Raw genomic sequence first — 25,671 nt, forward strand, 5'->3', positions numbered from 1 at the left:
CCCGCACCAGGGCGCCCAGAAATCCACCACCACCGGCAGATCATTCCTGGCAATATAAGACGCAAAGCGGTCGCTGCTCAGGTTGACGGGATGATCGGGGAGCAGCGGCGCATGGCATTTGCCGCATTTGGGATTTTCACTCAGGCGCGCCGCCGGCAACCGGTTCACCGCCCCACAGGCCGGACAAACTACCATGATCGTAGACATCTCACCTCCCAAGCCGCCAATTCAGGCCCTTTCTCTGGACCCTTCAGCCTTCCCCCCGCAGCAGGCCGTCCAGCAGGCCTTTTTTATCGAGGGCCGCGAGATCGTCATAACCACCCACATGCTGCTCCCCGATAAATATTTGCGGCACCGTATGCCGCCCGCGGCTGCGCGCCATCATGACCTGGCGCTGCTGCGGATCGCGGTCCACCCGAACCTGTTCCGGCGTCACGCCCTTGCTGCGCAACAGGGACTCGGCCATGCGGCAATAGGGACAGCTAGGCGTAGAGTACATGAGCACGGGCACGGAGGACATGCTATTTCTCCACGGGCAAACCGGCGCCCCGCCATGCGTGGATACCGCCCTTGAGGCTGTAGATCTTGTCGAATCCGGCCTTTTTCAACAGGGCCGCGGCACGCGCCGAGCGCATCCCGCTGGCGCACTGGCAAATCACGTGATGACCGCGGTGCCTTTCCAGATCCTTCACATACTTGGACAGATCCCCCAAAGGAATGTGCCGGGCATTGGGCAGGTGGCCGCGCGACCATTCCTCCTGTTCACGCACATCGATGATCACCGCATCTTCGTGATTGATGAGATGGACGGCGGCGCTGGGATCCACCTCCTCGATACCGGCGATACGGCGGCTCAAGGGTCCGCGCAGGAGCAGCACCAGCACGACGATGGCGGAAAGCACCAGCATCCATTGCGCTTGCAGGAATTGCAGCAATTCGCCCATGACGCCGCTCACCGCCCGCAAACCCGCGCATCGCGAACGCCGGCGGCGATCAGGATGCGCTCCAGGGGACAGAGACAGGTGAAGCCGCTCTGCAAGAGATTCAGACCCACAAAGAGCGTGACGGCCAGAAACCACTGACTGACAAAGACCGGGCTGGCCGGCGCCCCCAGGACCACGCTCAAAAGGACAAAAATGCCGGCAATCACCCGTACCCAACGTTCGCTATTCATAAAGATTCAAACTCCTTGCCGCTGCTGTTCCAGACGTCGCTCCCACAGGAAGTAAAGCAACGGGATCACGATCAATGTCAACATAGTGGAGGCGAAAGTCCCGAAAATCAAGGAGACGGCCAGGCCGCCGAATACGGGATCGGTGACCATGATGGCGGAGCCGAACATGATGGCCAGGGCCGTCAGCAGGATCGGTCGGAAACGCACCGCCCCGCCTTGCAGGACGGCCTCCTCCAAAGGGTACCCCCGGCGCCGGTAGTCGATGATAAAATCGATCAGCAGCAGGGAGTTGCGCACCACCACGCCGGCCAGGGCGATGACGCCGATCATGGAGGTGGCGTTGAAGGGGGTGTTGAGCAGCCAGTGTCCCGGAAACACACCCACCAGGGTCAGGGGAATGGCGCCCATGACGATGATGGGCATCATGAACGACTGGTAATAGGCCACCAGCATCAGGTAAATGAAGACCAGCGCGACGATGAAGGCCGCCCCGAGATCGCGGAAGACATCCAGGGTCAGGCGCATGTCGCCGCCCCAGAGGATCTGGTAATGGGTGATGTCATCGGGTTGGGCGGGGGTGAAGCCGAGGTTGGCCGTGCTCAGATGAACGCCGTCCAGGGCCTTGCCGTCGAGCCAATGGTTGAGGGTCAGGACGGCATAAACCGGGCTCGAACCCAGCAAATCACCGGTCACATAGACCACGGGATGCTGGTCGCGATCATAAATGGGCTTGTCCAGGGTGGCATGGCGGATCTGCACGATGCTCGCCAGCGGCACTTCCTGGCCGCTTTGGCTGCGCACCCGCAGGTCAAGGATCTGTTGCCGCCAGGCCCGATCGGCCCGCGGGATGCGCAGGATGATGTCCAGGGGCTCCCGCGCCGAAACGGAACGCAGGTCGCCGAGCTTGACGCCAGCCACATAATCATGGACCAGCTCCGCCACCTGGGCCGGGGCAACGCCCGCCAGTTGCGCCTTCTGCCGATCCACATGGATGACATATTCGGGCACCGTCGCCGTGACCGAGTCATCGACGTTGGTCATCCGGTAGACCTTGCGAAAATCCGCCTCGACCGGGCCGGCCAGTTCCCGCAGTTTTTGATAATCTGGGCCATAGAGTTCGGCCACCACCTGGGCCCGCACCGGCGGCCCCGGCGGTACTTCGAAGATCTTGATGACCGACCGGGGGAAGCTCCGGCGCACCGGGGCAAGGGCCTGATACACCGCGACAGCCACCGCATGGGACATGGGACGCTCATCCCGCGGCACCAGGTTGACCTGGATCTGGGCATAATTGCTCCCCTGGCGCATCATGTCGCCGCGCACCAGGCCGGCAAAATCCACCGGCGCCGAACGCCCCAAGTAGGTCTGGAAGTTTTTCACGTAAGGATTTTTGCTCAAGACGTTGCCCACCGCCTCGCTCACTTCCCCGGTTTCATCCAGGGCCGTTCCGGCAGGAGTGTCCACCTGAATGAGAAAATCGCTGACATTGCCTTCGGGCAACATCTTGACGTTGACGCCCAGGGCGCTCAAGGGCCCGTTGCTGCCCTGGGGGCGGAAGAATTGCCAGGCAGGCATCGCCATCGCCAGGATCAGCAGCAATATCACCACCACAAAAAACAGGTTGCGCCTGCCCGGCGACTCCAAGAGCGGCCGGAAAATGGCGAGATACCCTTTTTGCAAAGGATCGGGGCCATGGCCATGGGCTGCGGAGTTCCCTGCCTGGCGGGCGGCCTTTTTCTGCAGGAAGCGATTGGCTCCCCATGGCACTACCGTGTAGGCCAGGAGCACCGAGGCAATCATGGCAATGGGCACGAAGATGGGAATGGGAAGCATGAAGGGACCCATCATCCCCGTCACAAAGGCCATGGGAATGAAGGCAAGAATCACGGCCAGGGTCGCGATATTGGTGGGATTGCCGATTTCGTTGGTGGCCGTGATCACGCACTGGGCAAACTTGCCCCCTTCGCACTCCCCCATGTGCCGGTGGATGTTCTCGATGACCACGATGGCCCCGTCCACCAGCAAGCCCAAGGACAGGATGAGGGCAAAAAGGGTGATGCGGTTGATGGTCTGACCCGTGAGCCAGCCGGTACCCAACACTACGGCCAGGGTCAGCGGCACCGTCAGGATGACGATCCCGGCCTCCCGCCAACCGAGGAAAAGGAGCAGGATGACCGCCACCACCCCAATGGCGATGCCCAGGTGCTCGATCAGGGTGTTGACGGCATCATCGGCCCGCTGACCGTAATCGCGGGTGACGGTGACATGGACCCCTTGGGGGAGGGCTTCGGACTCCAGCCGCTGCAACTTCGCGCTGATGGCATCGGCTACGGTCACGGCGTTGGCGCCCGAGCGCTTGGCCAGGGAAATCGTCACCGCAGGCAGGGTGGTGCCGGCGCTTAGGCCCAGGCCATTGGCAGGGCCGGCGGTGGTCGTGGTCGCCATGTCCGTTTCCGCCGGGCCCTCCTCCACCTGCGCGACATCCTTGAGGAAGATCGGGCGGCCGTCGTGACTGCCGATGATCAAATCCCCGACGCCGCGGGCGGAAGCAAAGGCCCCATCGATACGCAGGGGGATCTGCTGGTTGTTGTTGACCAGATTGCCGCCGGGCAGGACCACATTGGCCGCCTGCAAGGCCTGTTTTACCTGGGTCAGGCTGAGTCCGACACTGGCAAGGCGGGCCGGATCCAGCCAGATATTCACCGCCAGGGGGCTGCCGCCGATCACTTCGGCGTTGGCCACATCGGGCACGCTCTGGAGCTGCTCCATAAGGCGCAGGCCCACCTGGCGCAAGGCCAGCGGCGTCATGTCCGCCGCGCTCAGGGTGATGGTCATGATGGGTACGTCATTGATGCCGATGGACTTGACCAGGGGCTGTTCCGTGCCCGGCGGCATCTTGTCCAGATTGCGGCTCAACTGGTTGTAGAGCTCCAGCAGGCTCTTTTCCTCGTTGGCCCCCACCTGGAACTGCACCGTGACGATGCCCATGTCATCCACCGCATAGCCATAGGTGTGATGGACACCGGGCAGGGAGGCCATGAGGGCCTCCAGGGGACGCACCACCAGGTGGTGGATTTCCTCGCTATTGGAACCGGGCCGCATGACAAAAATCTCGGCGGCGGGCACCACGATTTCCGGATTGTAGAGGCGCGGCGTCACGGCCACCGCCATGGCCCCGAAGAGCGCGATGGCGATCATGATCAGGACGGTAATCTTGGAACGATAAAAGGCCGCCGCCAAGCGCCCGGCGAGGTTCTGCGGCGGCCGGCGATCCGTTTCAACCATGGGTCGCTCCGGCGGCCTTGATGCGGGAACCATTGTCGATCTCCGCCAGATTCCCGGCAACCACCGCCTCGCCGGAACTCAGGCCGGACAGGATCTCCACCCCACCGGCCACCGGCTTCCCCGGCCGCACCATCCGGTAATGGGCAAGGCCCTGGGCATCCACCACAAAAACGCCGGGGATGCCCGCCCGGTCCTGGAGGGCGGACGCGGGCACGACGATCCCGGTACGCCGCTCCGTAGGAATGGCCACGGTGACAAAAGACCCGCTTTGCAGACCGCTGTTGTCGGGCAGGCTCAGCTTGACGAGGTGGGTGTGGGTCATGGGATCGCTCGTGGCAACGAGATCGAGCACCCGTGCCTGGACCACTTGGCCGTCCCCTTGGACGGCCAGGCTTTGTCCAACGTGCAGGCGGGTAAAGAGATCGTCGCTGACACTGCATTGCACCTGCAGATGCGCCGGATTCTCGATGCTGAGAATGGGATGCCCGGGCGTGGCCAAGTCTCCGTTCTGCAGGAATTTTTGGGCGATGATCCCGGCAAAGGGAGCGGTGACCCGGGCGTAGCGCAGTTGGGCTTGGGCAGAGGTGATGCCCGCCCGCGCGGCAGCGGCCCGCGCCTGGGCCATGGCGTATTGGGATTTTACCGCATCCCACTGCTTTTCGGGGATGGCTTGCTGGGCATAGAGGGCTTTGAAGCGTTCGTAGTTGGAGCGGGCATCGGCCAGGGCGGACTCTGCTTCGGCCAGACCCGCTTGCGCCTGCTGCACCTGTCCCACCACGTCCGTGGGATCCACTTCGAAAAGCACCTGCCCGGCCTGGACAGCCTGGCCTTCACGCACCGTGAGGTTGCGGATGTAGCCCATCAGGCGCGATGACAACTGCACCTGCTGATCGGCTACGACGCTCGCCGGGACTTCGGCGTAGGCCTGCAGCGCTTGCGCTGTCACCTTTACCACGGGAGCGGATACGCTCACCTGGGTAGCCGGTGCCTGCGGCGGATTTTTCCCGCAGGCGCTGAGGGCGAGGGTGGAAAACCCCAAGGCAAGCCCCAGGAACCAGTGTTTGCGTAGCCTCATTCTGCCACTCCTTTGACTACGGGAGACTGCCCCGCTGCGACGATATGTTGTGTGTTCAGCTTGCCCAGCGCCAACAGGAGGGCGCCGCGCGCCACGGCCTCCTGATAATGCGCCTCCACCAACTCGGCACGCACCTGGTCCAGTTGCGCCTGCCCGCGCAGCAGGCCGGTGATGGTTTCCACGCCGTTTTCGTAGCGCAGGCGAATCAGGCGCTGCGCCTCCTCCATCTGCTGCGCAGCGAGTTTGCGCACCTGCACCCGCCGCGCCGCTTCCCGGGCGCTACGCCAGTCCTGGGCCACCTCCAGGCGCAAATGGTCCTGGGCCTCCTGCAAGGCGGCGAGGGCCTGCTGGCGTTTCGCGTCCGCCTGGTCCATGCCGCCGCCGCGGGCGAAATCCAGGACATCCCAGGAAACCACCCCGGCAAGGGTATAGGAGGGCACGGCGTTGCCCAGGGTGCTGCCGTTCCATTCCTGGATGGCCATGGCATTGACATGGGGGAGATAGGCCGCCCGCGCCACCGTGATCCCCGCCTGAGCGGCCTTGACCTGATGCTGCAAGGCCTGAATGCCGGCGTTATTGGCAAGGGCCTGGGCCTGCAAGGTGGGCAGATCGGCGCCTGGTGCCGCCGGCCGCACCGGGGCATCCACCGTCAATGGCTTATCGGCGGGCCAACCGATGAGAATGGCAAGGCCCTCCAAGGCGTTGGCCTTGGCGTCCCGGGCATGTTGCAGGGCCAGTTCCGTCTCTTCCAGGTGGACCTGCGCCGAGAGCAGGTCGCTTTTCACCACCACGCCGCGCTGCAGGAGGGATCGGGTGGTTTTGACGGTGGACTCCGCCGCCGCTTTCGCCTTTTCTCCCACCATGATGGCCGCGTCAGCGGCGCGCACCCCTTCATAGGCCTGCAGCAAGGCAAAAATAAGCTGCTGTTTGGCCATTTCGTCACCGCTCTGAGCGGCCTTGAGCATCGCCCGAGCCTGATCGAGCCGACCCCAGATGGCCCCCCCATTCCAGATGGGGACATCCAGCTTGAACTGCGTCCCGTAGTTGTTATAAGTGCCGGGATGATTGAGATTGTTGGGCGCCACTCCCAGGGTGCCGGGGCCAGTAAACTGTCCAGCTCCAAAATCATTGAAGGTGGCCTGCCGTTGCGACAGCTTCATCCCGAATACCGTCAGGGCGTTGTTGGACTCGCTGGCGGTAAAGGATGCCGAAAGTTTGGGTAGAAGATGGCCGCGCGCCTCGCGGATGCCACCCCGGGCCTCGGCCACTTGTGCCCGCGCACCAAGGATTTGCGGATTCTGCTTGAGGGCAAGATCAACGCATTGGGTAAAATCCACGGCCCGCGCCGGCACCATCGCCCCAAGGCCGGAGAAAGAGAGCGTGGCAGCGACGACGAGCTGAATCTGCTTCCAGGACCGAGCGGACATGACTGTTCCTTTCTTATCTCAACGATTCGACAAACAAGCACCCCCACTGCTCCCCCGGAGGCATGATCAGTCGGGCCATAAGCTATTAGTATATGGTAATATACCAAATTATAGCTTTCAAGCCATGAACCGCTGCGCAGTCAAGCCCCCCGCCCGAGCGCTCCGCGCCACCCCCAGACCTTGGCACCCGCCGGTCGCCCGGTGCAGACATCCTTTCAGCGGACCGAGCAGAAGACATCGCTCATCATGGAGATGAGCCGCAAGGTGCGGGGATCGCCCACACGGTAGTAGACCTTGTTGGCATCCTTGCGCGCGCGGAGGATGTCCTTCTCCCGCAAGATGGCCAGATGCTGGGAAATGTTGCTCTGGGTGGTGCCCACCGCTGCTACGATGTCTTGCACGCTCAGCTCATCGGAACCCAAGACGCAGAGCACTTTGAGCCGCAGCGGGTGGGCCATGGCCTTGAGGGAACGGGATGCCTGCTCGATGTCCTCTTCGCGGCTGGGTAATTGATCCATGGAAGTGCCTCTGAGTGGTATTTGATTTATGAAACGACATGTTACATAAAGACTACGCCTTTGCCAGCCTTTATGCGCCTTGCTTTTTTCGGTCTCTGCCGATAGTATTTTACTTATGCGGGTGTAGTTCAATGGTAGAACCTGAGCTTCCCAAGCTCATGGCGTGGGTTCGATTCCCATCACCCGCTCCATTATTTCCCGATTACTTCCATCAAAACAACGGCTTATCCAGATCTGCCAAGAGTGCGTCCATGCGCTTTCGCACCGCCGCGTCCATGCGGATCGGGTGTCCCCATGCGCGGCTGGTCTCGCCGGGGAGCTTGTTCGTGGCGTCCATGCCCAGCTTACCCCCCAAACCGGATACGGGCGAGGCGAAATCCAGGTAATCGATGGGGGTGCCCTCGATGGGGGTGATGTCCCGCACCGGGTCCATGCGCGTGGTCATGGCCCAGACCACGTCCTCCCAGCGGCGGATGTCGATGTCATCATCCACCACGATGATGAACTTGGTGTACATGAATTGCCGCAAAAAACCCCAGATCCCGAACATGACCCGCTTGGCGTGGCCGGGATACCCTTTACGGATGCTGACGATGGCCATCCGATAGGAACAACCTTCGGGAGGCAGGTAAAAATCCACGATCTCGGGAAACTGCTTCTGCAGCAAGGGCACGAAGACCTCGTTGAGGGCGGCGCCGAGGATGGCCGGCTCATCGGGGGGGCGGCCCGTATAGGTGCTGTGATAGATGGGGTGTTCGCGATGGGTGATGCACTCGATGGTGAAGACGGGGAAACGCTCCACTTCGTTGTAATATCCGGTATGGTCGCCAAAAGGCCCTTCGGCGGCCATGTCGTCGGGGTAGATATGTCCCTCCAGGACGATTTCCGCCTGGGCCGGGACCTGCAACGGAACCGTCAGGGCGTCGGCCAGCTCGGTGCGTCCACCGCGCAGGAGTCCGGCAAACTGATGCTCCGAAAGGGTGTCGGGGATGGGAATGACGGCGGCAAGAATGGTGGCGGGATCGGCGCCATAGGCCACAGCCACGGGAAAGGGCTCGCCGGGATGCGCCTTCTGGAACTCGCGCAGATCCTGGGCACCGCCGCGGTGGGCCAGCCAGCGCATGATGACGCGCCGGGAACCGATCACCTGTTGGCGATAAATGCCCATGTTGGCACGCTTCTTATGCGGCCCCTTGGTGATGGTCAGCCCCCAGGTCATGAGCGGGCCGGCATCTTCAGGCCAGCAGGTCTGCACCGGAAGCCAGGCAAGATCCACCTCGTCACCGCGCAGAACCACCTCCTGACAGGGGGGGCGGCGCAGGATGGTGGGGGCCATGTAGAGGACCTTGCGCAGGGTGGGCAGCTTCTCCCAGAGGTCGCGCAACCCCCGCGGCGGCTCCGGCTCCTTCAGATAGGCCAGGAGGCGCCCCACCTCGCGCAAGTCCGCCAAGGATTCCCGGCCCATACCCAGGGCGACCCGCTCCGTGCTGCCGAAGAGATTGCCGAGTACCGGAACGTCATAACCGACGGGCTGTTCGAAAAGGATGGCAGGCCCACCGGCACGCAGGCTGCGATCACAGATCTCCGTCATCTCCAGATGGGGAGAAACCGGCTCTGCCAGGCGGCGAAGCAGTTGCCGTTGTTCCAGGTCGGCGATAAAGGTGCGCAGGTCACGATAGCTCATGGAAAGATTCTAACCCAAAGCCTTCAGCTTGTCGCAGTGGGGTCCTCGCGGGCCACGACAAAGGCGCTGTCGTCGATGCTCAGGCTGGAGGTGGAGCGCAGGTCAATGGCTTCGTGGCCGCTGATGTATTCCTCGGCCAAAGTAGTCAGGCACTCCACCTCTTCGGGGGTGACGGCCGCAAAACCGGGAAAGCCCAGGTCCTGCAACAGGACTTGTCCGCGCGGCTCGCCATTCATGCCCAATAGAACGCCCTGCAGCAGTTCCATCTTGGGCGCCAGGCGGGGGCCTATGCAAAAGGCGTGGAAGGCGAAGGCGTCGTCGGACTGGTCGAGAATCCGCAGGCGCCCGCGGATGAGGCCGCTGGCCCCGGTGTACACCTCGTCGAAGAGAAAGCCCACATCGGCATTGCCTTGCAGGAGGGCCTTCAGGACGCCCTGATAGCTGCCGGTATAGACAAAATCCAGACGGGCGCGGTCAATCTCCGCCTTGTCCATGAGAAAAAGCCCAATCATGTGGATCAGGGTGCCCTCATGGGCCGAAGCGATGCGGATGCGCGGGGGGAGATCGGCATAGCCGTGGATGTCTCCTCCGGCCAGGGTGCAGAGGTAGACCTCATCAAAATGGTCGCTGGGCTTGGCCACGGGCTGAAAACCCAGTTTTTGCACATACTGGACCCAGTCGAAAGGGTTGGCGTAGACCAGATCGAAGGCCCCGGAAAGGACTGCCTGCCGGCAACTGTCAAAACCCTCGCAGGGCTGGAAGTGCATGATCTCCCCCAGATGCCGTTGCAGATAGGTGTTCATGAGGAACCACCCCGGAAGGTTCTTGCCGGAATAGTTGGGGTCTACCGTGAACTGGAGCATGTCCCTGGGAAGCATCGCCGCGGCCGCCTTCAGATGTCGAAATCGACGGGAATCTCCCCGAGGATGTTGAGGTGGATATTGAAAGGAGTCATGTATTTCATGGCCGTCATCATGGAACCCTTGAACTTGAGACGGCGGGTCATCAGGGCCGCCTTGCCGGAGATCTCGCCGGAAAGGATTTTTTTCCAGTTCTCCATGCTCGTCCACATGATGAAATCGCGCCGCCGGCCATCGGAGGGGCCGGCAAAGATCACCTTGCCGGCCTTGCAAAAAAGCATCACATGGGGAATGTCGGGACGATCCTCGATGTAATATTCCCAGGTGGCATTGAAGTTGCGGAGGTCTTTCTGGATCTCGGGATGGGTGTCCCATTGCTTGCCCACCAGACGAATCCATTCCGTGCTCATGAATTTAACGGTCATGCCCTGCCCCTCTTCGCCCTTTGGCGGGTCTGGAAATTGATTTTTATCATTTTAGACGATACTCGGATTTTCGCCATTTTCCAGCAATTGACGGATCACCAGGCCAGCCAGGAGGACGCCGAAGAGGGCGGGCATGAAGGAGATGGTGCCGTTGATGGTTTTGGCGCGGCCGGGACGGCCATCGGCCGCCGGCGGGGGCAAGGCGGGCGCGGGCGCCTCGTCGGAAAAAACCGTCAGGAAACTGAGGGACGCCCCCATTTTCCGCAGCAGGGCGCGCAACTCCCGGGCCAGGGGGCAAATCTCCGTCTGGTTGAGGCGGGCCACCCGCACCCGGCGCGGATCCAGACGGTTGCCCGCGCCCATACTGGAGAGCACCGGGATGCCGAGCCGCTGGGCAGCGGCGATCAGGGCGGCCTTGCAGGCGATGGCGTCTATGCAGTCGGCCACCAGTTCGGCACCGAGATCCTGCAGCAATGCCCCCGCACCATCGGCATCGATGAAGGCCTGGCGGGTAACCACCCGGCATTGGGGATGGATATCGCGGATGCGTTCGGCCATGACCTCCACTTTGGGGCGGCCGAGGGTGGAGTGCAGGGCGACCAACTGGCGGTTGATGTTGGAGATGCCCACCACATCGTGGTCCACCAGGGTCAAACGGCCGATACCCGCCCGGGCGAGGTTTTCGGCGACGTAGCCCCCCACCCCGCCAACACCGGCGATGAGCACATGGCGATCGGCGAGGCTTCGTACGCCCTGGGCACCGAGAAGGATCTCGGTGCGGGCAAAGGGATGGGTCATGCTGGCTGCTCCTGTGCGGAAATGGAAAAGAGGGTACGGGCATTGGCGGTGGTGATGGCGGCGAGGTCCCGGGCGCTTTCCCCGCGCAACCCGGCCACGGTGTTGAGTATTTCGGCCAGCAAGGCAGGTTCGTTCCGCTCGCCTGGATGGCCCCACAAGGGCTGATAGGGGGCATCCGTCTCCAGGAGGATGGCCGTTGCCGGCAAGCCGCTCACCAAGGCGCGCAGGCGCCGCGCCCGCGGGTAGGTGACGGCACCGCCAAAACCCAGGAGGAAGCCCAGGCCGATGAGCTGCCGGGCCTGGACGTCGCTCCCGGCAAAACTATGCACCACCCCGCGCACGCCGGGGAAACGCCGCAGGGTAAGCAGGACGTCCTCGACGGCATGGCGGGCATGGAGAATCACCGGCAGGCCCGCCGCCTGCGCCATGGCGAGTTGCTGCGTTAAAAAGCGCTGCTGAAGGGCAAGGTCCGGTGCCCCTGGCCAGTGATCCAGACCGATCTCGCCGATGGCGACGGCTTCGGGGAGGTAGGCCTCCAGCCGCCGCAAATCCCGGTCCGCATCTTCCGTGACAAAGCCCGGATGAATGCCATAGGCGGGATGGAGATTGGGGCCGCTGGCGCAAAGGGATTGCAGTCGTGCCCAGTAAGGGGCGCTATAGGCGGGTATGACCATCTGCAGAACGCCTGCCTGATGCGCCCGTTGCAATACCTCGCTGCGATCCGCGGCGAAGGCCGCGTCATCGAGGTGGCAATGGCTATCGAAGAGCTTCAGCAAGGGCGCTTCCATTCGTCCATCATAAAAAGAAGCGGGGTGGCATTGCCACCCCGCTGCGCCCTTAGAGTTGCGTCGAAGCGGCTACTCGTAAACCTGTTCGCCATGCTGGGTGACGTCCAGACCTTCGCGCTCCTGCTCTTCGCTGACCCGCAAGCCCAGCGTCCAGTCGATTACCTTGAGGATGACGAAGCTCACGATGCCATCATACAGGATGGTCACCCCAACCCCCTTGGCCTGAATCAACAATTGTCCCAGGTTGCCTTCCAGAACGCCAGCCGTGCCACCAATGGCCTTGACCGCAAAGATGCCGGTCAACAGCGCCCCCACGATGCCCCCAATGGCATGGACTCCAAAGGCATCGAGGGAATCATCGTAACCCAGCCAGTTTTTCAGATAGACCGCCGACCAGAAGCAGATTACTCCGGCCGCCAGACCAATCCACAGGGCACCCATGGGGTCCACGAAGCCCGAGGCGGGGGTGATGGCGACGAGGCCGGCCACCGCACCGGAGGTCATGCCCAGCAGGGTGGGTTTGCCGCGCACGATCCATTCGGCAAACATCCAGCCCAGGGCCGCCACCGCCGTAGCGATCTGGGTAACGGCCATGGCCATTCCGGCGCGATCGCTGGCCGCCACCGCCGAACCCGCATTGAAGCCGAACCAGCCCACCCAGAGGAGCGCCGCGCCAATGAGGGTGTAGATGAGGTTGTTGGGATGCATGGCATCATGGCGAAAGCCGATGCGCTTGCCCATGACCAGGGCTGCCACCAGACCGGCCACGCCCGCATTGATATGCACCACGGTGCCTCCGGCGTAGTCCAGCACGCCGTCACCGCCCAGCCAGCCGCCAGGGCCCCAGACCATGTGGGCGATGGGCGCATAGACCAGCAACGACCACAGGGCGGTGAACCACAGCAGGGCGGAAAATTTCATCCGTTCGGCAAAGGCGCCGACGATGAGGGCGGGCGTGATGATGGCAAAGGTCATTTGAAAGGTCATATAGACCGACTCGGGGATGGTCGGAGCGAGGCCGTTGACGGCATCCAGCCCCATGCCCTGCAAAAAGAAGCGGCTCAGCCCGCCAATAAAACCGCTGCCGGAGGTGAACGCCAACGAATAGCCGGCGAACATCCACACCACCGAAATCACGCAGGTAACGGCGAAACTCTGGGCGGCCGTTGCCAGGACGTTCTTCTTGCGTACCATACCGGCATAAAACAGCGCCAGTCCGGGAATGGTCATCAGCAGCACCAGCGCCGTGGATGTCAGCATCCAGGCCGTATCTCCCGAGTTGAACGCCGGTGCGGTATCCGCCTGCGCCAAAGGGCTGGCCAAGCAGACCATCGCCCCCAGCAGCCCCGTCCAATGAGATATTTTCATTGCTCCCTCCCGTGCATGATTGGATCCTCGAATAATCGGTAAAAATGGCCAGTGAACATAAGCAAAGCTCATGCCTATCATTTATCTCATTGTTTTACCATCGATTAAAACAAATATTCCGATGTTGAGGCGATCTTATGCACCAAGATGGTGCGTAGCGGACGGGCTTGCACCTCTTGCCCATACCATTGGCTTTCGTTCTAATGAGCTGATACCTGTTTTGCGGAGGTGCGGGAGATGCGAACCCACGCGGTACAAATCGCCATTCTGGGCAATGGCCCCATCGCCAGGAGCCTTGCCCTCGCCTTGGCGGACACCCCCATCGACATGATGATGCTGGATACTTTTCCCCGGCAACAGGCGCGCCCTCCCCAACCGGATCGCACCGTCGCCCTGGCCTTGGGCACCCGCCGCCTGCTGCAGGATCTGCAGGTACCCCTGCCGTTGCAGGGTTCGGCGGCCATCCGCACCGTACAGATCACCCAGCAAGGGGCTTCGAGCCGGGTCAGGCTGGAGGCCCAATTGCTCGGTAGCCCCGAAGGCATCCTGGGGGAGGTGGCGGGTCTGGACCATCTGGAAGGGGCGCTGGAGACGGCCCTGGGCTGTTGCCCCAATTTGGTGCAGATGCCGGCCGGACCGGTGCAGGACCTCCAATGGCACCCTGACCGGGTGACCCTGAAATGGCCGGAACTGCGGGTGGAGGCCGAACTGGTGGTGGTGGCCGACGGTGGGCATGGCCATCTGCAGAATCTGGCCCATTTGCAGCGCTTGGGCTGGGACCACAATCGTCACGCCATCGTCAGCACTGTCACCCCCCGGGAAAAGATCTGCGGCATCGCCTATGAACACTTTCTCGACAGCGGTCCCCTGGCCTTCCTGCCCATTGGCGACGGCCAGTTTTCCATCGTCTGGAGCCTGCGCCCCGAGGATGCCAGCCGCATCCTGGCCCTCCCGGAAGGCCCATTTCTCGAGGCCCTGAACCGGCAACGCCCCAGCGGCCTCCCGCCCCTCGTCGGCAGCGGTCCGCGCAGCGTCTACCCGCTCTTTTTCCAGCGCCTCTGGGCCCAGCCCCAACAGCGCATGGCCTTGGTGGGCAATGCGGCGCAGACCATCCATCCCCTGGCGGGACAGGGCTATAATCTGGGCTTACGCGACGTCGTCACCCTCGCCGCATTGCTGCGGCGGGCCGCCGCCGGCGCCGAGGATATGGGCAATGCCGGCCTGCTCACCGACTATGCCCGCATCCGTCGCCGCGACCGTCTGGAGACCATTGCCTTTACCGAGACCATGAATCGCCTTTTTGGCACCCGCCTCCTGCCCCTGCGCCTCGTCCGGGCGGCGGCCCTGGCGGCGCTGGAACGCCTGCCGGCCATCAAACGGGACCTGGCGGCGCGCCTGGCAGGCATTGAGCTGCCGGCGGCCAGCACCATCCCTGACCTCATCACGGAGCCTCGCCATGTCTGACCCCTTGCGCAACGATCTGGTGGTATCCGGGGGCGGCATGGTGGGGGCGAGCCTGGCCTTGGCCGTGGGCCGGATGGGCTTGCGGGTACGGCTTTTTGAACGGCGCTCGCGGGAAGCGTGCCGCGCCGCCGATCCCTGCGAACGGGCCAGCCTCGTTTCCTTGGGCTCGGGCCGCTTCCTCGCCGGCATCGGCATCGATGTGGGCGCCCTGGGTACGCCGGTGGCGCGGATGCGCGTCTGGGATGGGCAGGGATTTGGCAGCATTCATCTCGATGCCGAGGATGGCGGGGAAACCTTGCTGGGGCACATTTGCGAAAACCGGCGCCTGGAACAGGCGCTCCATGGGGCGCTCGGCGCGCTCGGCGAAACCGTGCTGCACTATGCCGAAGAACTGGTGGAAACAGTGCCATGCCAGGGGAAGATCGCCCTGCGGAGCAATCACGGGGGCAGCTTTTCCGCCACCTTGCTGGCCGTTGCCGAGGGCCGGCAGTCGCCCCTGCGCAAACAGGTGGCCAACGCTCCCCTTTTCCGCGAAGACTATGGCCAGGACGGGATCACCGCCACGGTATGGATGGAGAAGCCCCATCGTCACATCGCCTACCAGCGTTTCTTGGACAGCGGCCCCTTGGCTGTCCTGCCCTTCCACAATGACCAGGATGGTCGGCCGCGGGCCTCCCTGGTATGGAGCGCCAAGCGCCCTTTGGCGAGGCGCCTCATGGCCATGGATGACGGCGCTTTTCTGGCGGCATTGAATGAGGCCTTCGGGCCGCAACTGGGCCGTTTTTACCAGATCGGGCCGCGGGCCGCCTTTCCCTTGTCGGGTTTGCACAGCAGCCGTTACATCGGCCGGCGCGCGGTGCTGCTGGGCGATAGCGCCCATGGCGTCCACCCCCTCGCCGGATTGGGCGTCAACCTCGGGCTACGGGATGCGGAGGCCCTGGCAATGCTCATCGGTACCGCCATCACCCGCCATGAGGACTGGGGAGAGGCGGCGCCGTTGCGCTCTTTCCAGGCGCAACGGCGGCCGGACAATCTCGCCACCGTCCTGGCCTGCGGTGGCTTGAGCCATCTCTTTTCCAATAATCATCGCGGCCTTGCCACCCTCCGTGACGCCGGCATGTTCGCTACGGGCCTCCTCTTTCCCCTCAAACGTTTTCTCATCCGCCAGGCCATGGGCCTTTAAAGGAGTCAAGCGATGCAACACAAGATAGCCGATGACATTGCCGCCGCCATTGGTGACACCATTGCCCGTCTGGGTACCGTCAAGGAAGACGTGGACAAGCAGGTGCGCGCCATCGTGGCCAATACCCTGGATCGCCTGGATATCGTCACCCGCGACGAATTTGACGTGCAACAGGATCTGGTGAGCCGCCTGGCCGCCCGCGTCGCCGCGCTGGAAAGCCGCCTGACCACCCTGGAAGTCGAGAGGGGCGTTACGGACGAGCCCGGCGAGGATTGACGCTTGACCCTCGCCGTAGTGCATAGCCGGGCGGTGACCGGCGTACAGGCGGCCGAGGTGACGGTGGAATGCGATCTGGGACCGGGCCTGCCGACCTTTGCCGTAGTCGGGCTGGCGGAGACAGCGGTCAAGGAGTCTCGCGATCGGGTGCGTTCGGCCATTCAGAATAGCGGCTTTGAATTCCCCGCCCGGCGCGTGGTGATCAATCTCGCCCCCGCCGATCTGCCCAAGGCTGGGGGTTGCTTTGATCTGCCCATCGCCCTGGGGATCCTCGCCGCCAGCGGGCAGATTCCGGCAAGCGCCTTGGCGGATGTCGAAGTGCTGGGCGAGCTCGCCCTGGACGGCGCGCTGCGGCCAGTGACAGGGGTGCTGGCCAGCACCCTGGCGGCGGGCAAGGCGGGGCGCAGTATCCTCGTGCCTGCGGACAATGCCCAGGAAGCCGCATTGGCGGATTGCGCGGCGGTTTTTTCGGTAAGCTCCCTGACCATGGCTACGGCCCATTTGCGCGGCCAATGCCCACTGCCTCCAACCCTGGCGAATGCCGATCCGGCCACCCGTTCCGCGTATCCCGATTTGCGCGATGTGCGCGGCCAGGAAGGCGCGAAGCGGGCCTTGCTGATAGCAGCCGTGGGCGGCCATCACCTGCTCCTTTCCGGCCCGCCGGGCACGGGCAAGAGCATGCTCGCCGCGCGCCTGCCCGGGCTTTTGCCGCCCTTGCGCCGCGAGGAGGCCCTGGAAGTGGCCGCCATCCATAGCCTGCACGGCGCCGGCTTTGACGTGCGGCGCTGGGGACAGCGCCCCTTCCGCTCCCCCCACCATAGCGCCTCGGCCGCGGCCCTCGTGGGCGGCGGCTCCAACCCGCGACCCGGCGAGATCAGCCTGGCCCATGGCGGCGTGCTCTTTCTCGATGAGCTGACGGAATTCCCCCGGCCGGTGCTGGAGGTCCTGCGCGAGCCCCTGGAGAGCGGCGAGATCCATATTGCCCGAGCCACGCGGCGCGCCACCTTTCCCGCCCGCTTCCAGCTCGTCGCCGCCATGAATCCTTGTCCCTGCGGCCACCTGGGCAACCCCTTGCAGGCCTGCCGCTGCACGCCGGCGCAGGTCGCCCAATACCGCGGGCGGCTCTCGGGGCCGCTGCTGGACCGCATCGATATCCAGATGGAAGTGCCTGCCCTCCCCATTCAGGACCTGCAGGCCGCGCCCCAGGGTGAAGGTTCGGAGGTCCTGCGCCTGCGCGTGGTGGCCGCCACGGAGCGCCAGTGGCAACGCCAGCAGTGCCGCAACGCCCAGTTGCAGGGCGACGCCCTGGACCGCGTCTGCGTCCCGGATGATGCCGGCCGGCAATTGCTCAACCGCGCCATGGAGCGCCTGCGCCTGTCCGCACGGGGTTACCACCGCATCCTGCGCGTGGCCCGCAGCATTGCCGATCTGGAAAACAGCGCCGATCTCCAGGCCGTCCATATCGGCGAAGCCATCCAGTACCGCCGCCTGGCGCAAAACCTTTCCGCCTGAGTAGCGCGTCATGCGGTCCGGCGCGAAAACGGCGCGGGGCTTTGCCCAGCCGACATGACCATCGTCCCGGATCCGCCAAATGCGGTGTTTCAGGCTTAAGGCGCATGCCCTTTGACAGTCCGAAAAGAAGCCTGCTATCCTTTTCCTAGGATACCGACCACGCGGTATCTTAAAAGAGGCCTTTCCAGGGGACCATCATGACCCGAGCATCCAAATCTGCAGACCTTTTTTCCCCCTTTCCCATCGGCGCCTTCACCCTGCGCAATCGTATCGGCCTGGCGCCCATGACGCGCATGTCCTCGAAAAAGGACAGCATTCCCCGCGAGGATGTGCTGGAATTCCTGGTCCGGCGGGCCGAAAATGACGTGGCGCTGATCACCACCGAGGCCGTCGTCAGCGATTATGAGAGCGCCCAGGGCTATCCGGGCCAGGCGCGAGTGACCACCCAGCGGCAGATCGATGCCTGGCGCGGCGTTACCGACCGCATCCGCGCCGCCGGGGCCATTTCCATCCTGCAGATTTTTCATTGCGGGCGGGTGGCCTGGAATGAGGTCAACCCGGCTGGTCGCTGCATCGCCCCCAGTGCCATCAACCCGGCGCAGCCCAACCCCCTCACCGGCCGGCCCTACCCGCTGCCCGATGCCATGAGCGAATTCGACATCGCCCACGTGATCAACGGCTTTGTGGAGACGGTCAAGGGCGGCATGGCGGCGGGCTTCGACGGCATCGAGATCCACGGCGCCCACGGCTATCTGATCAACGCCTTCCTTTCCGCCTATTCCAACCGGCGCACGGATGCTTACGGTGGTTCAAGCGAAAATCGCTTTCGCTTTGCCCGGGAGGTGATCGAGGCCGTGCGGCCGCAGATTCCCGCCGACAAGTTGCTGTTCTTCCGCATCTCCAACTGGGGCGTGGTGGATATGCAGGTCTCCCTCTTTGCCGATGCCCGGGAATGGCAGGAAGTCATCGGCTATCTGGATGCCCTGCCCATCGACGCCATTTCCGTATCGACCTATCGATTCTCCGACGAGGCCTTCGGCAGCGGCCGCAACATGGCGCAGCTCACCCGCGAGAGGACGCGCAAGCCCTTGCTGATCTGCGGACAGATTCATGATCGTGCCAGTGCCGAGGCCGCCCTGGCGGATGCGGATATCGTGCTGTCCGGTAAGTCGCTGCTCCTCAACCCGCACTGGGTAGCGGATCTGCGGGCCGGCAAGGAAATGCCGGCCTTCAGTTCGGATGCGGCCAATATCGCGTATACGGAAACCCCCCTCCCCTAACCCCGGAAGACCCCGCCACGGCCTCCCGGCGGGCGAGGGCGGCCATGCGCCCAAAGTAATGCCGGGCCATGGCGGGGCTCCTGGGAACGCCCATCCCCTCCTCATAGGCCAGACCCAGGTCAAAGTCGGCGCGCGCGCAGCCGCCTTGGGCGGCGCGGCGGTACCAGGCCAGGGCGATGGCGGCATCCTTGCCCACCGTTCGCTCCTTTTTGACGATGGGCGGAGCATAGAGGGTGCCCAGGTAGAGTTCGGCACGGGCGTTGCCCTGCTCCGCCAGGTTGCGCAGACGCGCCAGGGCCTGGGGGCTTTGCTCCGCGGCATTGCGCAGGGCTTCCAGGCCCGTCGCTCCCGCCCATCCGGGCAACGCGAGCAGCGGCACAAGCAGCAACCAGCGCGTGCGCATAATACCCTTACCCCCTCGTCGCATGCTCCCTGGTAGCATGGAAGCGCACCTTCGGCCAGCGCTCCATGGTCAGGTCCAGATTCACCCGCGAAGGGGCCAGATAGGCCAGCCGCCCGCCGGCGTCCTCGGCCAACTGCTCCTCGTGCTTGCGGGTAAAGTCGGCCAAGGTCTTGTCGTCTTCCGCCTCGATCCAGCGCGCGGTCTGCACCGTCACCGGCTCGAAGACGGCCTCCACGGCATATTCGCCGCGCAGGCGTTCGGCCACCACATCAAACTGCAGGCTGCCCACGGCGCCGAGAATCGGATCCCCCCCCTGCAACCGACGAAAGACCTGGGTGGCACCCTCTTCCGCCAGTTGCTGAAGACCTTTCTGCAACTGCTTGGCTTTGAGGGGATTTTTCAGGCGCACACGGCGGAAGAGTTCGGGCGCAAAGTAGGGAATGCCGGTGAACTGCAGGGCCTCGCCCTGGCTGAAGCTGTCGCCAATCTGGATGCTGCCATGGTTGTGCAACCCGATGATGTCGCCGGCATAGGCCTCTTCCACCAGCTCGCGCTCCTGGGCAAGAAAGGTAATGGGATTGTGCACCTGGATATCGCGTCCCAGACGCAGGTGGCGGATACGCATCCCGCGGGTGAAATGCCCGGAGCAGACCCGTAAAAAGGCCACCCTATCACGGTGTTGCGGATCCATGTTGGCCTGAATCTTGAATACGAAACCGCTGAATGCGTTTTCCACCGGCTCCACCATCCGCCCGCTGGCTTCCCGTGGCCGGGGCGGCGGTGCCCAGTCGATGAGGGCCGCCAGCAGTTCCCGCACGCCGAAGTTGTTGATGGCCGAACCGAAAAAGACCGGCGTCTGCTGACCCGCCAGAAACGCCTGCAGATCAAAGGGATGGGAAGCGCCGCGCACCAGTTCCACCTGTTCGGCCAGCTCCGCCATCTCATCGGGGAAGCGACGCAGGAGTTCCGGATGGTCGATCCCCTGGATCCGCTCGAACTCCTGCTCCCGGCTCTCCTGCCCCGGTACAAAGACCAGCACTTCATCCCGCAACAGATGGTAAACACCGCGAAAACGCTTGCCCATGCCGATGGGCCAGGTGATGGGCGCACACTGGATACCCAGCACCGACTCCACCTCATCCAATAGCTCCATGGGGTCGCGGGATTCGCGGTCGAACTTGTTCATGAAGGTAATGATGGGCGTATCGCGCAGACGGCAGACTTCCAGCAGCTTGATGGTCTGGGCTTCGACGCCATTGCCGCTGTCAATGACCATCAGCGCCGAGTCCACCGCCGTCAGCACCCGGTAGGTGTCCTCGGAAAAATCCTGGTGACCTGGGGTATCGAGGAGGTTGATGACGTGCTCCCCATACACGAACTGCATCACCGAACTCGCCACGGAGATGCCGCGCGCCTTCTCGATGGCCATCCAGTCGCTGGTGGCATGGCGGGCGCTCTTGCGCGCCTTCACCGTGCCCGCCAACTGAATGGCGCCACCGAAGAGCAGGAGTTTTTCCGTCAGGGTGGTCTTGCCCGCGTCGGGATGGGAGATGATGGCAAAAGTCCGGCGCCGCAACATCTCGTCGCGAATGTTCTCGGTATCGGTGGATACCAGATTCACTTCCATATCGTTTCAACCTTACTGGGCATGGGATATTCGATCCGTTTGGGAATGGGACAGAAGCAACGACAAGACCAGCGCGTCTTCCCGCCCTTCCACATTGCGATAATAGTTCAAGCGCACGCCGATTTCATGAAAGCCCAGGGCACGATAGAGGTTCTGCGCCCCGGCATTGGATACCCGCACCTCCAGAAAGGCGCGCTGGGCCCCCAATTGGACGGCGCGGTGCAGGAGATGCGCCAGCATCTGGCGGCCATGACCTCGACGGCGATAGGGGGGCGCTATGCCCAGATTGAGGATATGCGCCTCGGCCGCACCCACGGAAAGAACGCCAAAGCCCGCCAGCATCGCATCCGGCCCTTCCAGCACCCAGGCCTCGTAACCGGCCTGCAGACAGTCGCGGAAGATCCCGCGCGTCCACGGCCCCGGCGAAATATTCGCCTCCATCTCCGCTACGGCGTCGAGGTCCTCTGCCAGCATTGGCCGCACCTTCATGGCCGTTGCTCCTCGGGCTGGGAAGGGCGGATATAGTGGGGCTCCAGGAGGACCGCATCCAAGCCCGCGCCGTCCAGGGCGGCTGGTAAAGCCAGCCGCAGCACATCGGCGGCATGGGGAAAGACCGCGCCACCCCAGCCCAGCAAGCGCTCCCCGAGGGCTGCCTCCCAAATCGCGTGATAGGCCTGCCAGCCGCTACCCACCCCCCAGCACTGCCCTTCTCCCGGCCAGGAGATCAGCTCCGGGGCGCAGACCCGCTCCGCCCCCAAACGCTCCGGCAAAGCCCCTGCAGCACGCAAGAAAGGCGCTCCATAGACCTCGCCCCGGCGCGCGTCCAATGCCGCCAGGACCTGCGCCTGGGGTGCCCCCATGGCCAAGGCGCGCAGGCTGGACACCGGAAAGACCGGCAGGCCCGCCGCCATCGCCAACCCCTGCACCGTGCTGACGCCCATGCGCACTCCGGTAAAGCCCCCCGGCCCGACGCCGCAGGCGATGCCGTCCAGTTGCGCCAGGGACCATCCGCTCGTCGCCAGCACCTTTTCCAGCATAGGCAGAAGCAGAGTGCTGTGGGCGTTGGCCGCCACGGCGAATTCCTCGATGATCCCGCCTTCGTCACCAATGGCTACGGAGCACGCCTCCGTTGCCGTTTCGATCGCCAGCAGGCGCGGCATGGTCAAGCCCTCAGAAAGGCCTCCACCTCAGCCAGGGCGTGGACCTTGCGCATGGGTGGCAGGCTGTGGAGAAAGATACGTCCGTAGGACCGCGACTGCAGACGGGGATCGCAGAGCATGAGCACACCGCGATCGGCCTCGGAGCGAATCAGGCGGCCCGCCCCCTGGCGCAGGGCAATGACGGCCTGGGGAATCTGCACCTCGCGAAAGGCATCGCCGCCGCTGGACTGGCACTGCTCGGAACGTGCGCGAAACAAGGGATCCGCCGGGCTGGTAAAGGGAAGTTTGTCAATGATAACACAGGACAAGGCATCGCCCTGCACGTCCACCCCCTCCCAGAAACTCGCCGCCCCCAGCAAGACCGCATTGCCCATGCGGCGAAAGGCCTCCAGCAGGCGCGGTCGCGCCATGCTGCCCTGGACAAGGATGGGATAGTCCAGACGGCCGGGCAGCCAGGCGGCCGCCTCCTGCAGGGCACGATGGCTGGTGAAGAGGAAAAAAGCCCTCCCCCCCGCGGCCCGGAGCACCGGCAGGGCAGCCTCCAGGCAGGCAACGGTGAAACCCGGGCTACCGGGATCGGGGAGACGAGGAGGCAGATAAAGCAGCGACTGACCGGCATAATCAAAGGGCGATGCCAGCGCCAGGCTCTGCGCCCCCTCCAGGCCAAGGGCGCGTTCCAGGTGGGCAAAACCGCCGTCCACACTCAAGGTGGCGCTGGTCAGCACCAGCCGCTCCACCCGATCCAAAAGGTAACGGCGGAAGGGCTCGGCGATCTCCAGCGGGGTGGCGTGCAGGCTCAGGCCGCGACCGCGCCGCTCATACCAGAACACCGTACCCATGGCGTTGGCGCCGGCAAAAAAGGCCAGCGCCTCCAGCAGTTCCCCGGCACGGCGCGCGCACTGCTCCAGACCCTTGCCGCGACAGGCCGCCGCCGCCAATGGGGCGGCCAGCGCGCCGGCGGCCGCGAGCAGGGCCGCATAGGCCAAACCCGCGGCATCCTGGCCCGGCGATCGCCATTCGCCGCGCTCCGCCATCCCCGTCCACAACGTCCGCCATGCCTCCACAGCCGTCAGCAGGGCCTCGGCACGAGTGCCGATTTCGCCGTCATCGGGGGCCTCCAGCAGCCCTTCGGCCATGCTGTCCCGCGCCCATTCCAGGAGCTGATGGCTGCTCAGGTGCTGGCCAAAAAAACGGCTGGCGAGATCCGCCACCTGATGGGCCTCATCAATGATCATGGCCTCCACCCGCGGCAGGAGGTCGCCCATCCCCTCCGCCTTCAGGGCGAGATCGGAGAAGAGGAGATGGTGATTCACCACCAGGATATCGGCCTCCTGCGCCCGCCGCCGCGCCTCCATGACATGACATTGCGCATAATCCGGGCAATCGCTGCCCAGGCAGTTATCCTTGGTGGAGGTCACCAGGGGCCAGACCTGGGCATCCTCGGCCAGTGCCGCCAGTTCGCCAATATCCCCTTCCCGCGTCTGCCCCGCCCAGCACGCCACCACCTCCAACTGCCGGGCCAGATCCGCCGCCGCCACCCCCTCGGCCGCAAAACGCCGCATGCGGTGACGGCACAGATAATTGCTGCGCCCCTTGAGCCGGGTGACGCGCAATGGACGGCCCAGGACCTGCAGGAGCAGCGGCACATCCTTTTCCAGAATCTGGTCCTGCAGGGCCTTGCTTCCCGTGGAGATCAGCACCTTGCGACCCGAGAGAAAGGCAGGCAGGAGATAGGCGAAGGTCTTGCCCGTTCCGGTGCCCGCTTCGATGAGCGCCGTCCCCCCCTCGACCAGGACTCGGGCCACCGCCTCCGCCATGGCCACCTGCTGCGCACGCGGGCGGAAACGCGGCAAACGACCCGCCAACGGCCCCTCCGGCCCCAGAAGCGCGCTCCAATCCTCCCCAGCTTCCGCCCGGCTTTTCACCATGAGCCATTCTCGCTTCTGCGCCTATGTGTTATTTTTAGCATACAATATCGGGATGCAGGGGATATGTATAAAAGACGGGCGCGCATTCGCTTCTGGCACGCCGAGGAGGGCGAGAAGGCATGGCGAGCCGCGGAGCTTGCCTGCCGCCTGGGCGGGGAATGGGTAGAGGCCGACGCCCTGGTTGGCGTGGGCAACGGCGCCGCCGACCCTTGGCCTGACTTGCTCATTGCCCTGGACTGCAGCCACCCGCCCGCCCTCCCCCTCGCCCCCCACACTCGCTGCAAATGCTGGCCGCGCGGCGACGGCGAGCAAGACACCCGTCAGCGCATCCTTGGTATCCTCGGCGGCCTGCGCCTCCTGGCCCGATTGGATCACAGCGGCGCGCCTGCCGGGCAGGATGCCTAACCTTCCCTGTCGGTGCAACGGGCCCTCCCGGCAGACGGCCGGCACGCTACCGCCCTTAGATCTTCCGGCCCCGGCGCGCGCAATGCAAATAAGGGCCCGACAAAGCATCTGCCGGGCCCTGTGTCGTTGGTGGGCGGTGCAGGGTTTGAACCTGCGACCCCTGCCGTGTGAATGCAAACCGACGGCGTTTACCTACAAGGTCCAGAAAAAATATAACTATTAAATCAATACATTAAAACGAAACAACCCGAAGCAACGCGAAGCAAAAACACAGCTCTGTGGCACTAATTTGGCACAAAATCCCTTTGCTGAAAAGCCCTGCTCGCAAATCTTGGGGGAAATGGATGCTGAGACTCACCCTGGTCACACCGTAACGCCCTATCCGTAGGTCGTCCTCCCCAGACTGAGGATCTCGGTTGCTATACAGGTGCTCGTCCCACCAGGAAGGAACACACTGTCATGTCAAAGGAACCCACGGTCGGGCCCATTTTTACGAAAGAAAAGATAGCGGAGCGCTATGGCGTCACAAGCCGTACCATTGAAAGCTGGGTGGCTCACGGAGAACTTCCAGCGCCCGTCCACATCGGAAGGCGTTGCTACTGGCACGAAGCGGCGCTGACCCGGTGGGAAAGCCATCGCTTCTGCATCGATGTCCAGCCTTCTGCAACCCGGCCCAAGCGGGGCCAACTATAACTGCCGAGTATATATCGATGCACGCGGAAACGGGGCCACCCTACACGCAGAGGGCCACCAAGCGCAGCGGGAGCCACTGCCACAACGCGCAGCGGTGGCCGTGGGGTGTAGCGGTCGGCGCAGGCGACCTGCGAAACCCCTCGGAACGCGGAGTGCGTCCAGCACGGAGCGGGCAGAGGCTGGGGGGGCGCCGGTCAAAAGGGCCCGCGAAGTGACGCGCGTCCAGCGCGGAACCGCGGGGCCAGGCCTCCCTAGGAGGACGCTGAAAAAGTCGGTGGTATAATGGGCAGAACGAGGCTGGAGAGGTTCGAACGATGCGTGGAGCCAAGGTAGAGACC

Annotated in this window: 26 protein-coding genes and 1 tRNA gene; 8 read left to right on the top strand and 19 right to left on the bottom strand. The window is 63.9% G+C overall.

Features of this window, described 5'->3' with window-relative positions; all coding sequences use genetic code 11:
* The 8 genes from ACP5MM_RS07575 to ACP5MM_RS07610 form a co-directional block, all read right to left on the bottom strand.
* Positions 1-207, bottom strand: a 207-nt coding sequence (locus tag ACP5MM_RS07575) for a thioredoxin domain-containing protein (protein WP_427934344.1), incomplete at its 3' end; no start/stop codon positions are given.
* A 43-nt stretch (positions 208-250) separates the two neighbouring features.
* A complete protein-coding gene (grxC, locus tag ACP5MM_RS07580) occupies positions 251-520 on the bottom strand; it encodes a glutaredoxin 3 (protein ID WP_427930947.1) in 270 nt (89 codons plus the stop codon).
* Between the two features lies 1 nt (position 521).
* Positions 522-944 carry a rhodanese-like domain-containing protein gene (locus ACP5MM_RS07585; RefSeq protein WP_123102054.1) on the bottom strand — a complete coding sequence of 141 codons (423 nt, stop codon included), beginning with the start codon at positions 942-944 and terminating at the stop codon, positions 522-524.
* 8 nt (positions 945-952) lie between these two features.
* Entirely contained in the window at positions 953-1,174 is a 222-nt protein-coding gene (locus tag ACP5MM_RS07590) for a YgaP family membrane protein (protein WP_427930946.1), read from the bottom strand.
* Between the two features lie 6 nt (positions 1,175-1,180).
* The gene (locus ACP5MM_RS07595) at positions 1,181-4,459 is read right to left on the bottom strand and encodes an efflux RND transporter permease subunit (RefSeq protein ID WP_427934345.1); all 3,279 of its coding nucleotides are present in this window, start codon (positions 4,457-4,459) and stop codon (positions 1,181-1,183) included.
* The gene (locus tag ACP5MM_RS07600) at positions 4,452-5,534 is read right to left on the bottom strand and encodes an efflux RND transporter periplasmic adaptor subunit (protein WP_427930944.1); all 1,083 of its coding nucleotides are present in this window, start codon (positions 5,532-5,534) and stop codon (positions 4,452-4,454) included. The genes ACP5MM_RS07595 and ACP5MM_RS07600 overlap by 8 nt, the downstream gene beginning before the upstream one ends.
* Entirely contained in the window at positions 5,531-6,961 is a 1,431-nt protein-coding gene (locus ACP5MM_RS07605; protein ID WP_427934346.1) for a TolC family protein, read from the bottom strand. The genes ACP5MM_RS07600 and ACP5MM_RS07605 overlap by 4 nt, the downstream gene beginning before the upstream one ends.
* Before the next feature lie 215 nt (positions 6,962-7,176).
* Positions 7,177-7,479, bottom strand: coding sequence for an ArsR/SmtB family transcription factor (locus ACP5MM_RS07610; RefSeq protein WP_123102064.1), 303 nt, complete (start codon positions 7,477-7,479; stop codon positions 7,177-7,179).
* Positions 7,480-7,596: 117 nt separating this feature from the next.
* Between ACP5MM_RS07610 and ACP5MM_RS07615 the strand changes: the two genes are divergently transcribed.
* Positions 7,597-7,670, top strand: a tRNA-Gly gene (locus ACP5MM_RS07615).
* Between the two features lie 20 nt (positions 7,671-7,690).
* On the opposite strand, the gene ubiD is transcribed toward ACP5MM_RS07615, so the two are convergent.
* The 6 genes from ubiD to ACP5MM_RS07645 all read right to left on the bottom strand — a co-directional run bounded on the left by ubiD (position 7,691) and on the right by ACP5MM_RS07645 (position 13,402).
* Positions 7,691-9,163, bottom strand: coding sequence for a 4-hydroxy-3-polyprenylbenzoate decarboxylase (ubiD, locus tag ACP5MM_RS07620; protein WP_427934347.1), 1,473 nt, complete (start codon positions 9,161-9,163; stop codon positions 7,691-7,693).
* Positions 9,164-9,186: 23 nt separating this feature from the next.
* Complete coding sequence (locus tag ACP5MM_RS07625) at positions 9,187-10,041, bottom strand: phosphate/phosphite/phosphonate ABC transporter substrate-binding protein (protein ID WP_427934348.1); 855 nt, start codon at positions 10,039-10,041, stop codon at positions 9,187-9,189.
* Between the two features lie 14 nt (positions 10,042-10,055).
* Positions 10,056-10,448, bottom strand: coding sequence for an SCP2 sterol-binding domain-containing protein (locus tag ACP5MM_RS07630; RefSeq protein ID WP_123102070.1), 393 nt, complete (start codon positions 10,446-10,448; stop codon positions 10,056-10,058).
* Between the two features lie 51 nt (positions 10,449-10,499).
* Complete coding sequence (locus ACP5MM_RS07635; protein WP_427930940.1) at positions 10,500-11,246, bottom strand: tRNA threonylcarbamoyladenosine dehydratase; 747 nt, start codon at positions 11,244-11,246, stop codon at positions 10,500-10,502.
* On the bottom strand, positions 11,243-12,034 hold the full coding sequence (locus ACP5MM_RS07640; RefSeq protein ID WP_427930939.1) for a TatD family hydrolase: 792 nt from the start codon (positions 12,032-12,034) through the stop codon (positions 11,243-11,245). The genes ACP5MM_RS07635 and ACP5MM_RS07640 overlap by 4 nt, the downstream gene beginning before the upstream one ends.
* A gap of 69 nt (positions 12,035-12,103) precedes the next feature.
* Positions 12,104-13,402, bottom strand: a complete 1,299-nt coding sequence (locus tag ACP5MM_RS07645; RefSeq protein ID WP_427934349.1) for an ammonium transporter — start codon at positions 13,400-13,402, stop codon at positions 12,104-12,106.
* A gap of 237 nt (positions 13,403-13,639) precedes the next feature.
* On the opposite strand from ACP5MM_RS07645, the gene ACP5MM_RS07650 reads away from it, so the two are divergent.
* From ACP5MM_RS07650 to ACP5MM_RS07670, 5 genes are all read left to right on the top strand, one after another.
* Complete coding sequence (locus tag ACP5MM_RS07650) at positions 13,640-14,866, top strand: FAD-dependent monooxygenase (RefSeq protein ID WP_427934350.1); 1,227 nt, start codon at positions 13,640-13,642, stop codon at positions 14,864-14,866.
* Positions 14,859-16,049, top strand: coding sequence for an FAD-dependent monooxygenase (locus ACP5MM_RS07655; protein ID WP_427933435.1), 1,191 nt, complete (start codon positions 14,859-14,861; stop codon positions 16,047-16,049). Before ACP5MM_RS07650 ends, ACP5MM_RS07655 begins: the two co-directional genes overlap by 8 nt.
* Positions 16,050-16,061: 12 nt before the next feature.
* Complete coding sequence (locus ACP5MM_RS07660) at positions 16,062-16,325, top strand: accessory factor UbiK family protein (protein WP_427933433.1); 264 nt, start codon at positions 16,062-16,064, stop codon at positions 16,323-16,325.
* 3 nt (positions 16,326-16,328) lie between these two features.
* Positions 16,329-17,837, top strand: coding sequence for a YifB family Mg chelatase-like AAA ATPase (locus ACP5MM_RS07665; RefSeq protein WP_427934351.1), 1,509 nt, complete (start codon positions 16,329-16,331; stop codon positions 17,835-17,837).
* A 197-nt stretch (positions 17,838-18,034) separates the two neighbouring features.
* On the top strand, positions 18,035-19,117 hold the full coding sequence (locus tag ACP5MM_RS07670) for an NADH-dependent flavin oxidoreductase (RefSeq protein WP_427933320.1): 1,083 nt from the start codon (positions 18,035-18,037) through the stop codon (positions 19,115-19,117).
* Here the strand turns inward: ACP5MM_RS07670 and ACP5MM_RS07675 are convergent.
* Genes ACP5MM_RS07675 through ACP5MM_RS07695 form a run of 5 tightly spaced genes read right to left on the bottom strand, consistent with a single transcriptional unit; the run spans position 19,068 to position 24,172 of the window.
* Positions 19,068-19,520, bottom strand: coding sequence for a tetratricopeptide repeat protein (locus tag ACP5MM_RS07675; protein WP_427933322.1), 453 nt, complete (start codon positions 19,518-19,520; stop codon positions 19,068-19,070). The two genes, ACP5MM_RS07670 and ACP5MM_RS07675, sit on opposite strands and share 50 nt — an antisense overlap.
* Positions 19,521-19,527: 7 nt before the next feature.
* Positions 19,528-21,147 carry a peptide chain release factor 3 gene (locus tag ACP5MM_RS07680; RefSeq protein WP_427933324.1) on the bottom strand — a complete coding sequence of 540 codons (1,620 nt, stop codon included), beginning with the start codon at positions 21,145-21,147 and terminating at the stop codon, positions 19,528-19,530.
* A gap of 12 nt (positions 21,148-21,159) precedes the next feature.
* Positions 21,160-21,636, bottom strand: coding sequence for a ribosomal protein S18-alanine N-acetyltransferase (rimI, locus tag ACP5MM_RS07685; protein ID WP_427933326.1), 477 nt, complete (start codon positions 21,634-21,636; stop codon positions 21,160-21,162).
* Positions 21,633-22,307: a tRNA (adenosine(37)-N6)-threonylcarbamoyltransferase complex dimerization subunit type 1 TsaB gene (gene tsaB / locus ACP5MM_RS07690; protein WP_427934353.1), complete on the bottom strand. Its 675-nt coding sequence runs from the start codon at positions 22,305-22,307 to the stop codon at positions 21,633-21,635. The genes rimI and tsaB overlap by 4 nt, the downstream gene beginning before the upstream one ends.
* Before the next feature lie 2 nt (positions 22,308-22,309).
* Positions 22,310-24,172: an ATP-dependent DNA helicase gene (locus ACP5MM_RS07695; RefSeq protein WP_427933328.1), complete on the bottom strand. Its 1,863-nt coding sequence runs from the start codon at positions 24,170-24,172 to the stop codon at positions 22,310-22,312.
* A gap of 126 nt (positions 24,173-24,298) precedes the next feature.
* On the opposite strand from ACP5MM_RS07695, the gene ACP5MM_RS07700 reads away from it, so the two are divergent.
* On the top strand, positions 24,299-24,640 hold the full coding sequence (locus tag ACP5MM_RS07700) for a hypothetical protein (RefSeq protein ID WP_427933330.1): 342 nt from the start codon (positions 24,299-24,301) through the stop codon (positions 24,638-24,640).
* Positions 24,641-25,099: 459 nt separating this feature from the next.
* On the top strand, positions 25,100-25,333 hold the full coding sequence (locus ACP5MM_RS07705) for a helix-turn-helix transcriptional regulator (protein ID WP_427934352.1): 234 nt from the start codon (positions 25,100-25,102) through the stop codon (positions 25,331-25,333).
* Positions 25,334-25,671 lie beyond the last annotated feature (338 nt).

It is taken from the genome of Acidithiobacillus sp. (genome assembly GCF_049965315.1).
In the GTDB taxonomy this organism is placed as follows: Bacteria; Pseudomonadota; Gammaproteobacteria; order Acidithiobacillales; family Acidithiobacillaceae; genus Acidithiobacillus_B.

Bases quoted from the DNA above. Each gene is read 5' to 3' on its own strand.
- ACP5MM_RS07645 (WP_427934349.1), bottom strand. From the start codon at position 13,402: ATGAAAATATCTCATTGGACGGGGCTGCTGGGGGCGATGGTCTGCTTG.
- ACP5MM_RS07590 (WP_427930946.1), bottom strand. From the start codon at position 1,174: ATGAATAGCGAACGTTGGGTACGGGTGATTGCCGGCATTTTTGTCCTT.
- ACP5MM_RS07600 (WP_427930944.1), bottom strand. From the start codon at position 5,534: ATGAGGCTACGCAAACACTGGTTCCTGGGGCTTGCCTTGGGGTTTTCC.
- ACP5MM_RS07610 (WP_123102064.1), bottom strand. From the start codon at position 7,479: ATGGATCAATTACCCAGCCGCGAAGAGGACATCGAGCAGGCATCCCGT.
- ACP5MM_RS07640 (WP_427930939.1), bottom strand. From the start codon at position 12,034: ATGGAAGCGCCCTTGCTGAAGCTCTTCGATAGCCATTGCCACCTCGAT.
- ACP5MM_RS07675 (WP_427933322.1), bottom strand. From the start codon at position 19,520: ATGCGCACGCGCTGGTTGCTGCTTGTGCCGCTGCTCGCGTTGCCCGGA.
- rimI (WP_427933326.1), bottom strand. From the start codon at position 21,636: ATGAAGGTGCGGCCAATGCTGGCAGAGGACCTCGACGCCGTAGCGGAG.
- ACP5MM_RS07705 (WP_427934352.1), top strand. From the start codon at position 25,100: ATGTCAAAGGAACCCACGGTCGGGCCCATTTTTACGAAAGAAAAGATA.
- tsaB (WP_427934353.1), bottom strand. From the start codon at position 22,307: ATGCCGCGCCTGCTGGCGATCGAAACGGCAACGGAGGCGTGCTCCGTA.
- ACP5MM_RS07700 (WP_427933330.1), top strand. From the start codon at position 24,299: ATGTATAAAAGACGGGCGCGCATTCGCTTCTGGCACGCCGAGGAGGGC.
- ACP5MM_RS07595 (WP_427934345.1), bottom strand. From the start codon at position 4,459: ATGGTTGAAACGGATCGCCGGCCGCCGCAGAACCTCGCCGGGCGCTTG.
- ACP5MM_RS07670 (WP_427933320.1), top strand. From the start codon at position 18,035: ATGACCCGAGCATCCAAATCTGCAGACCTTTTTTCCCCCTTTCCCATC.
- ACP5MM_RS07660 (WP_427933433.1), top strand. From the start codon at position 16,062: ATGCAACACAAGATAGCCGATGACATTGCCGCCGCCATTGGTGACACC.
- ACP5MM_RS07630 (WP_123102070.1), bottom strand. From the start codon at position 10,448: ATGACCGTTAAATTCATGAGCACGGAATGGATTCGTCTGGTGGGCAAG.
- ACP5MM_RS07585 (WP_123102054.1), bottom strand. From the start codon at position 944: ATGGGCGAATTGCTGCAATTCCTGCAAGCGCAATGGATGCTGGTGCTT.
- ACP5MM_RS07635 (WP_427930940.1), bottom strand. From the start codon at position 11,246: ATGACCCATCCCTTTGCCCGCACCGAGATCCTTCTCGGTGCCCAGGGC.
- grxC (WP_427930947.1), bottom strand. From the start codon at position 520: ATGTCCTCCGTGCCCGTGCTCATGTACTCTACGCCTAGCTGTCCCTAT.
- ubiD (WP_427934347.1), bottom strand. From the start codon at position 9,163: ATGAGCTATCGTGACCTGCGCACCTTTATCGCCGACCTGGAACAACGG.
- ACP5MM_RS07650 (WP_427934350.1), top strand. From the start codon at position 13,640: ATGCGAACCCACGCGGTACAAATCGCCATTCTGGGCAATGGCCCCATC.
- ACP5MM_RS07625 (WP_427934348.1), bottom strand. From the start codon at position 10,041: ATGCTTCCCAGGGACATGCTCCAGTTCACGGTAGACCCCAACTATTCC.
- ACP5MM_RS07655 (WP_427933435.1), top strand. From the start codon at position 14,859: ATGTCTGACCCCTTGCGCAACGATCTGGTGGTATCCGGGGGCGGCATG.
- ACP5MM_RS07680 (WP_427933324.1), bottom strand. From the start codon at position 21,147: ATGGAAGTGAATCTGGTATCCACCGATACCGAGAACATTCGCGACGAG.
- ACP5MM_RS07605 (WP_427934346.1), bottom strand. From the start codon at position 6,961: ATGTCCGCTCGGTCCTGGAAGCAGATTCAGCTCGTCGTCGCTGCCACG.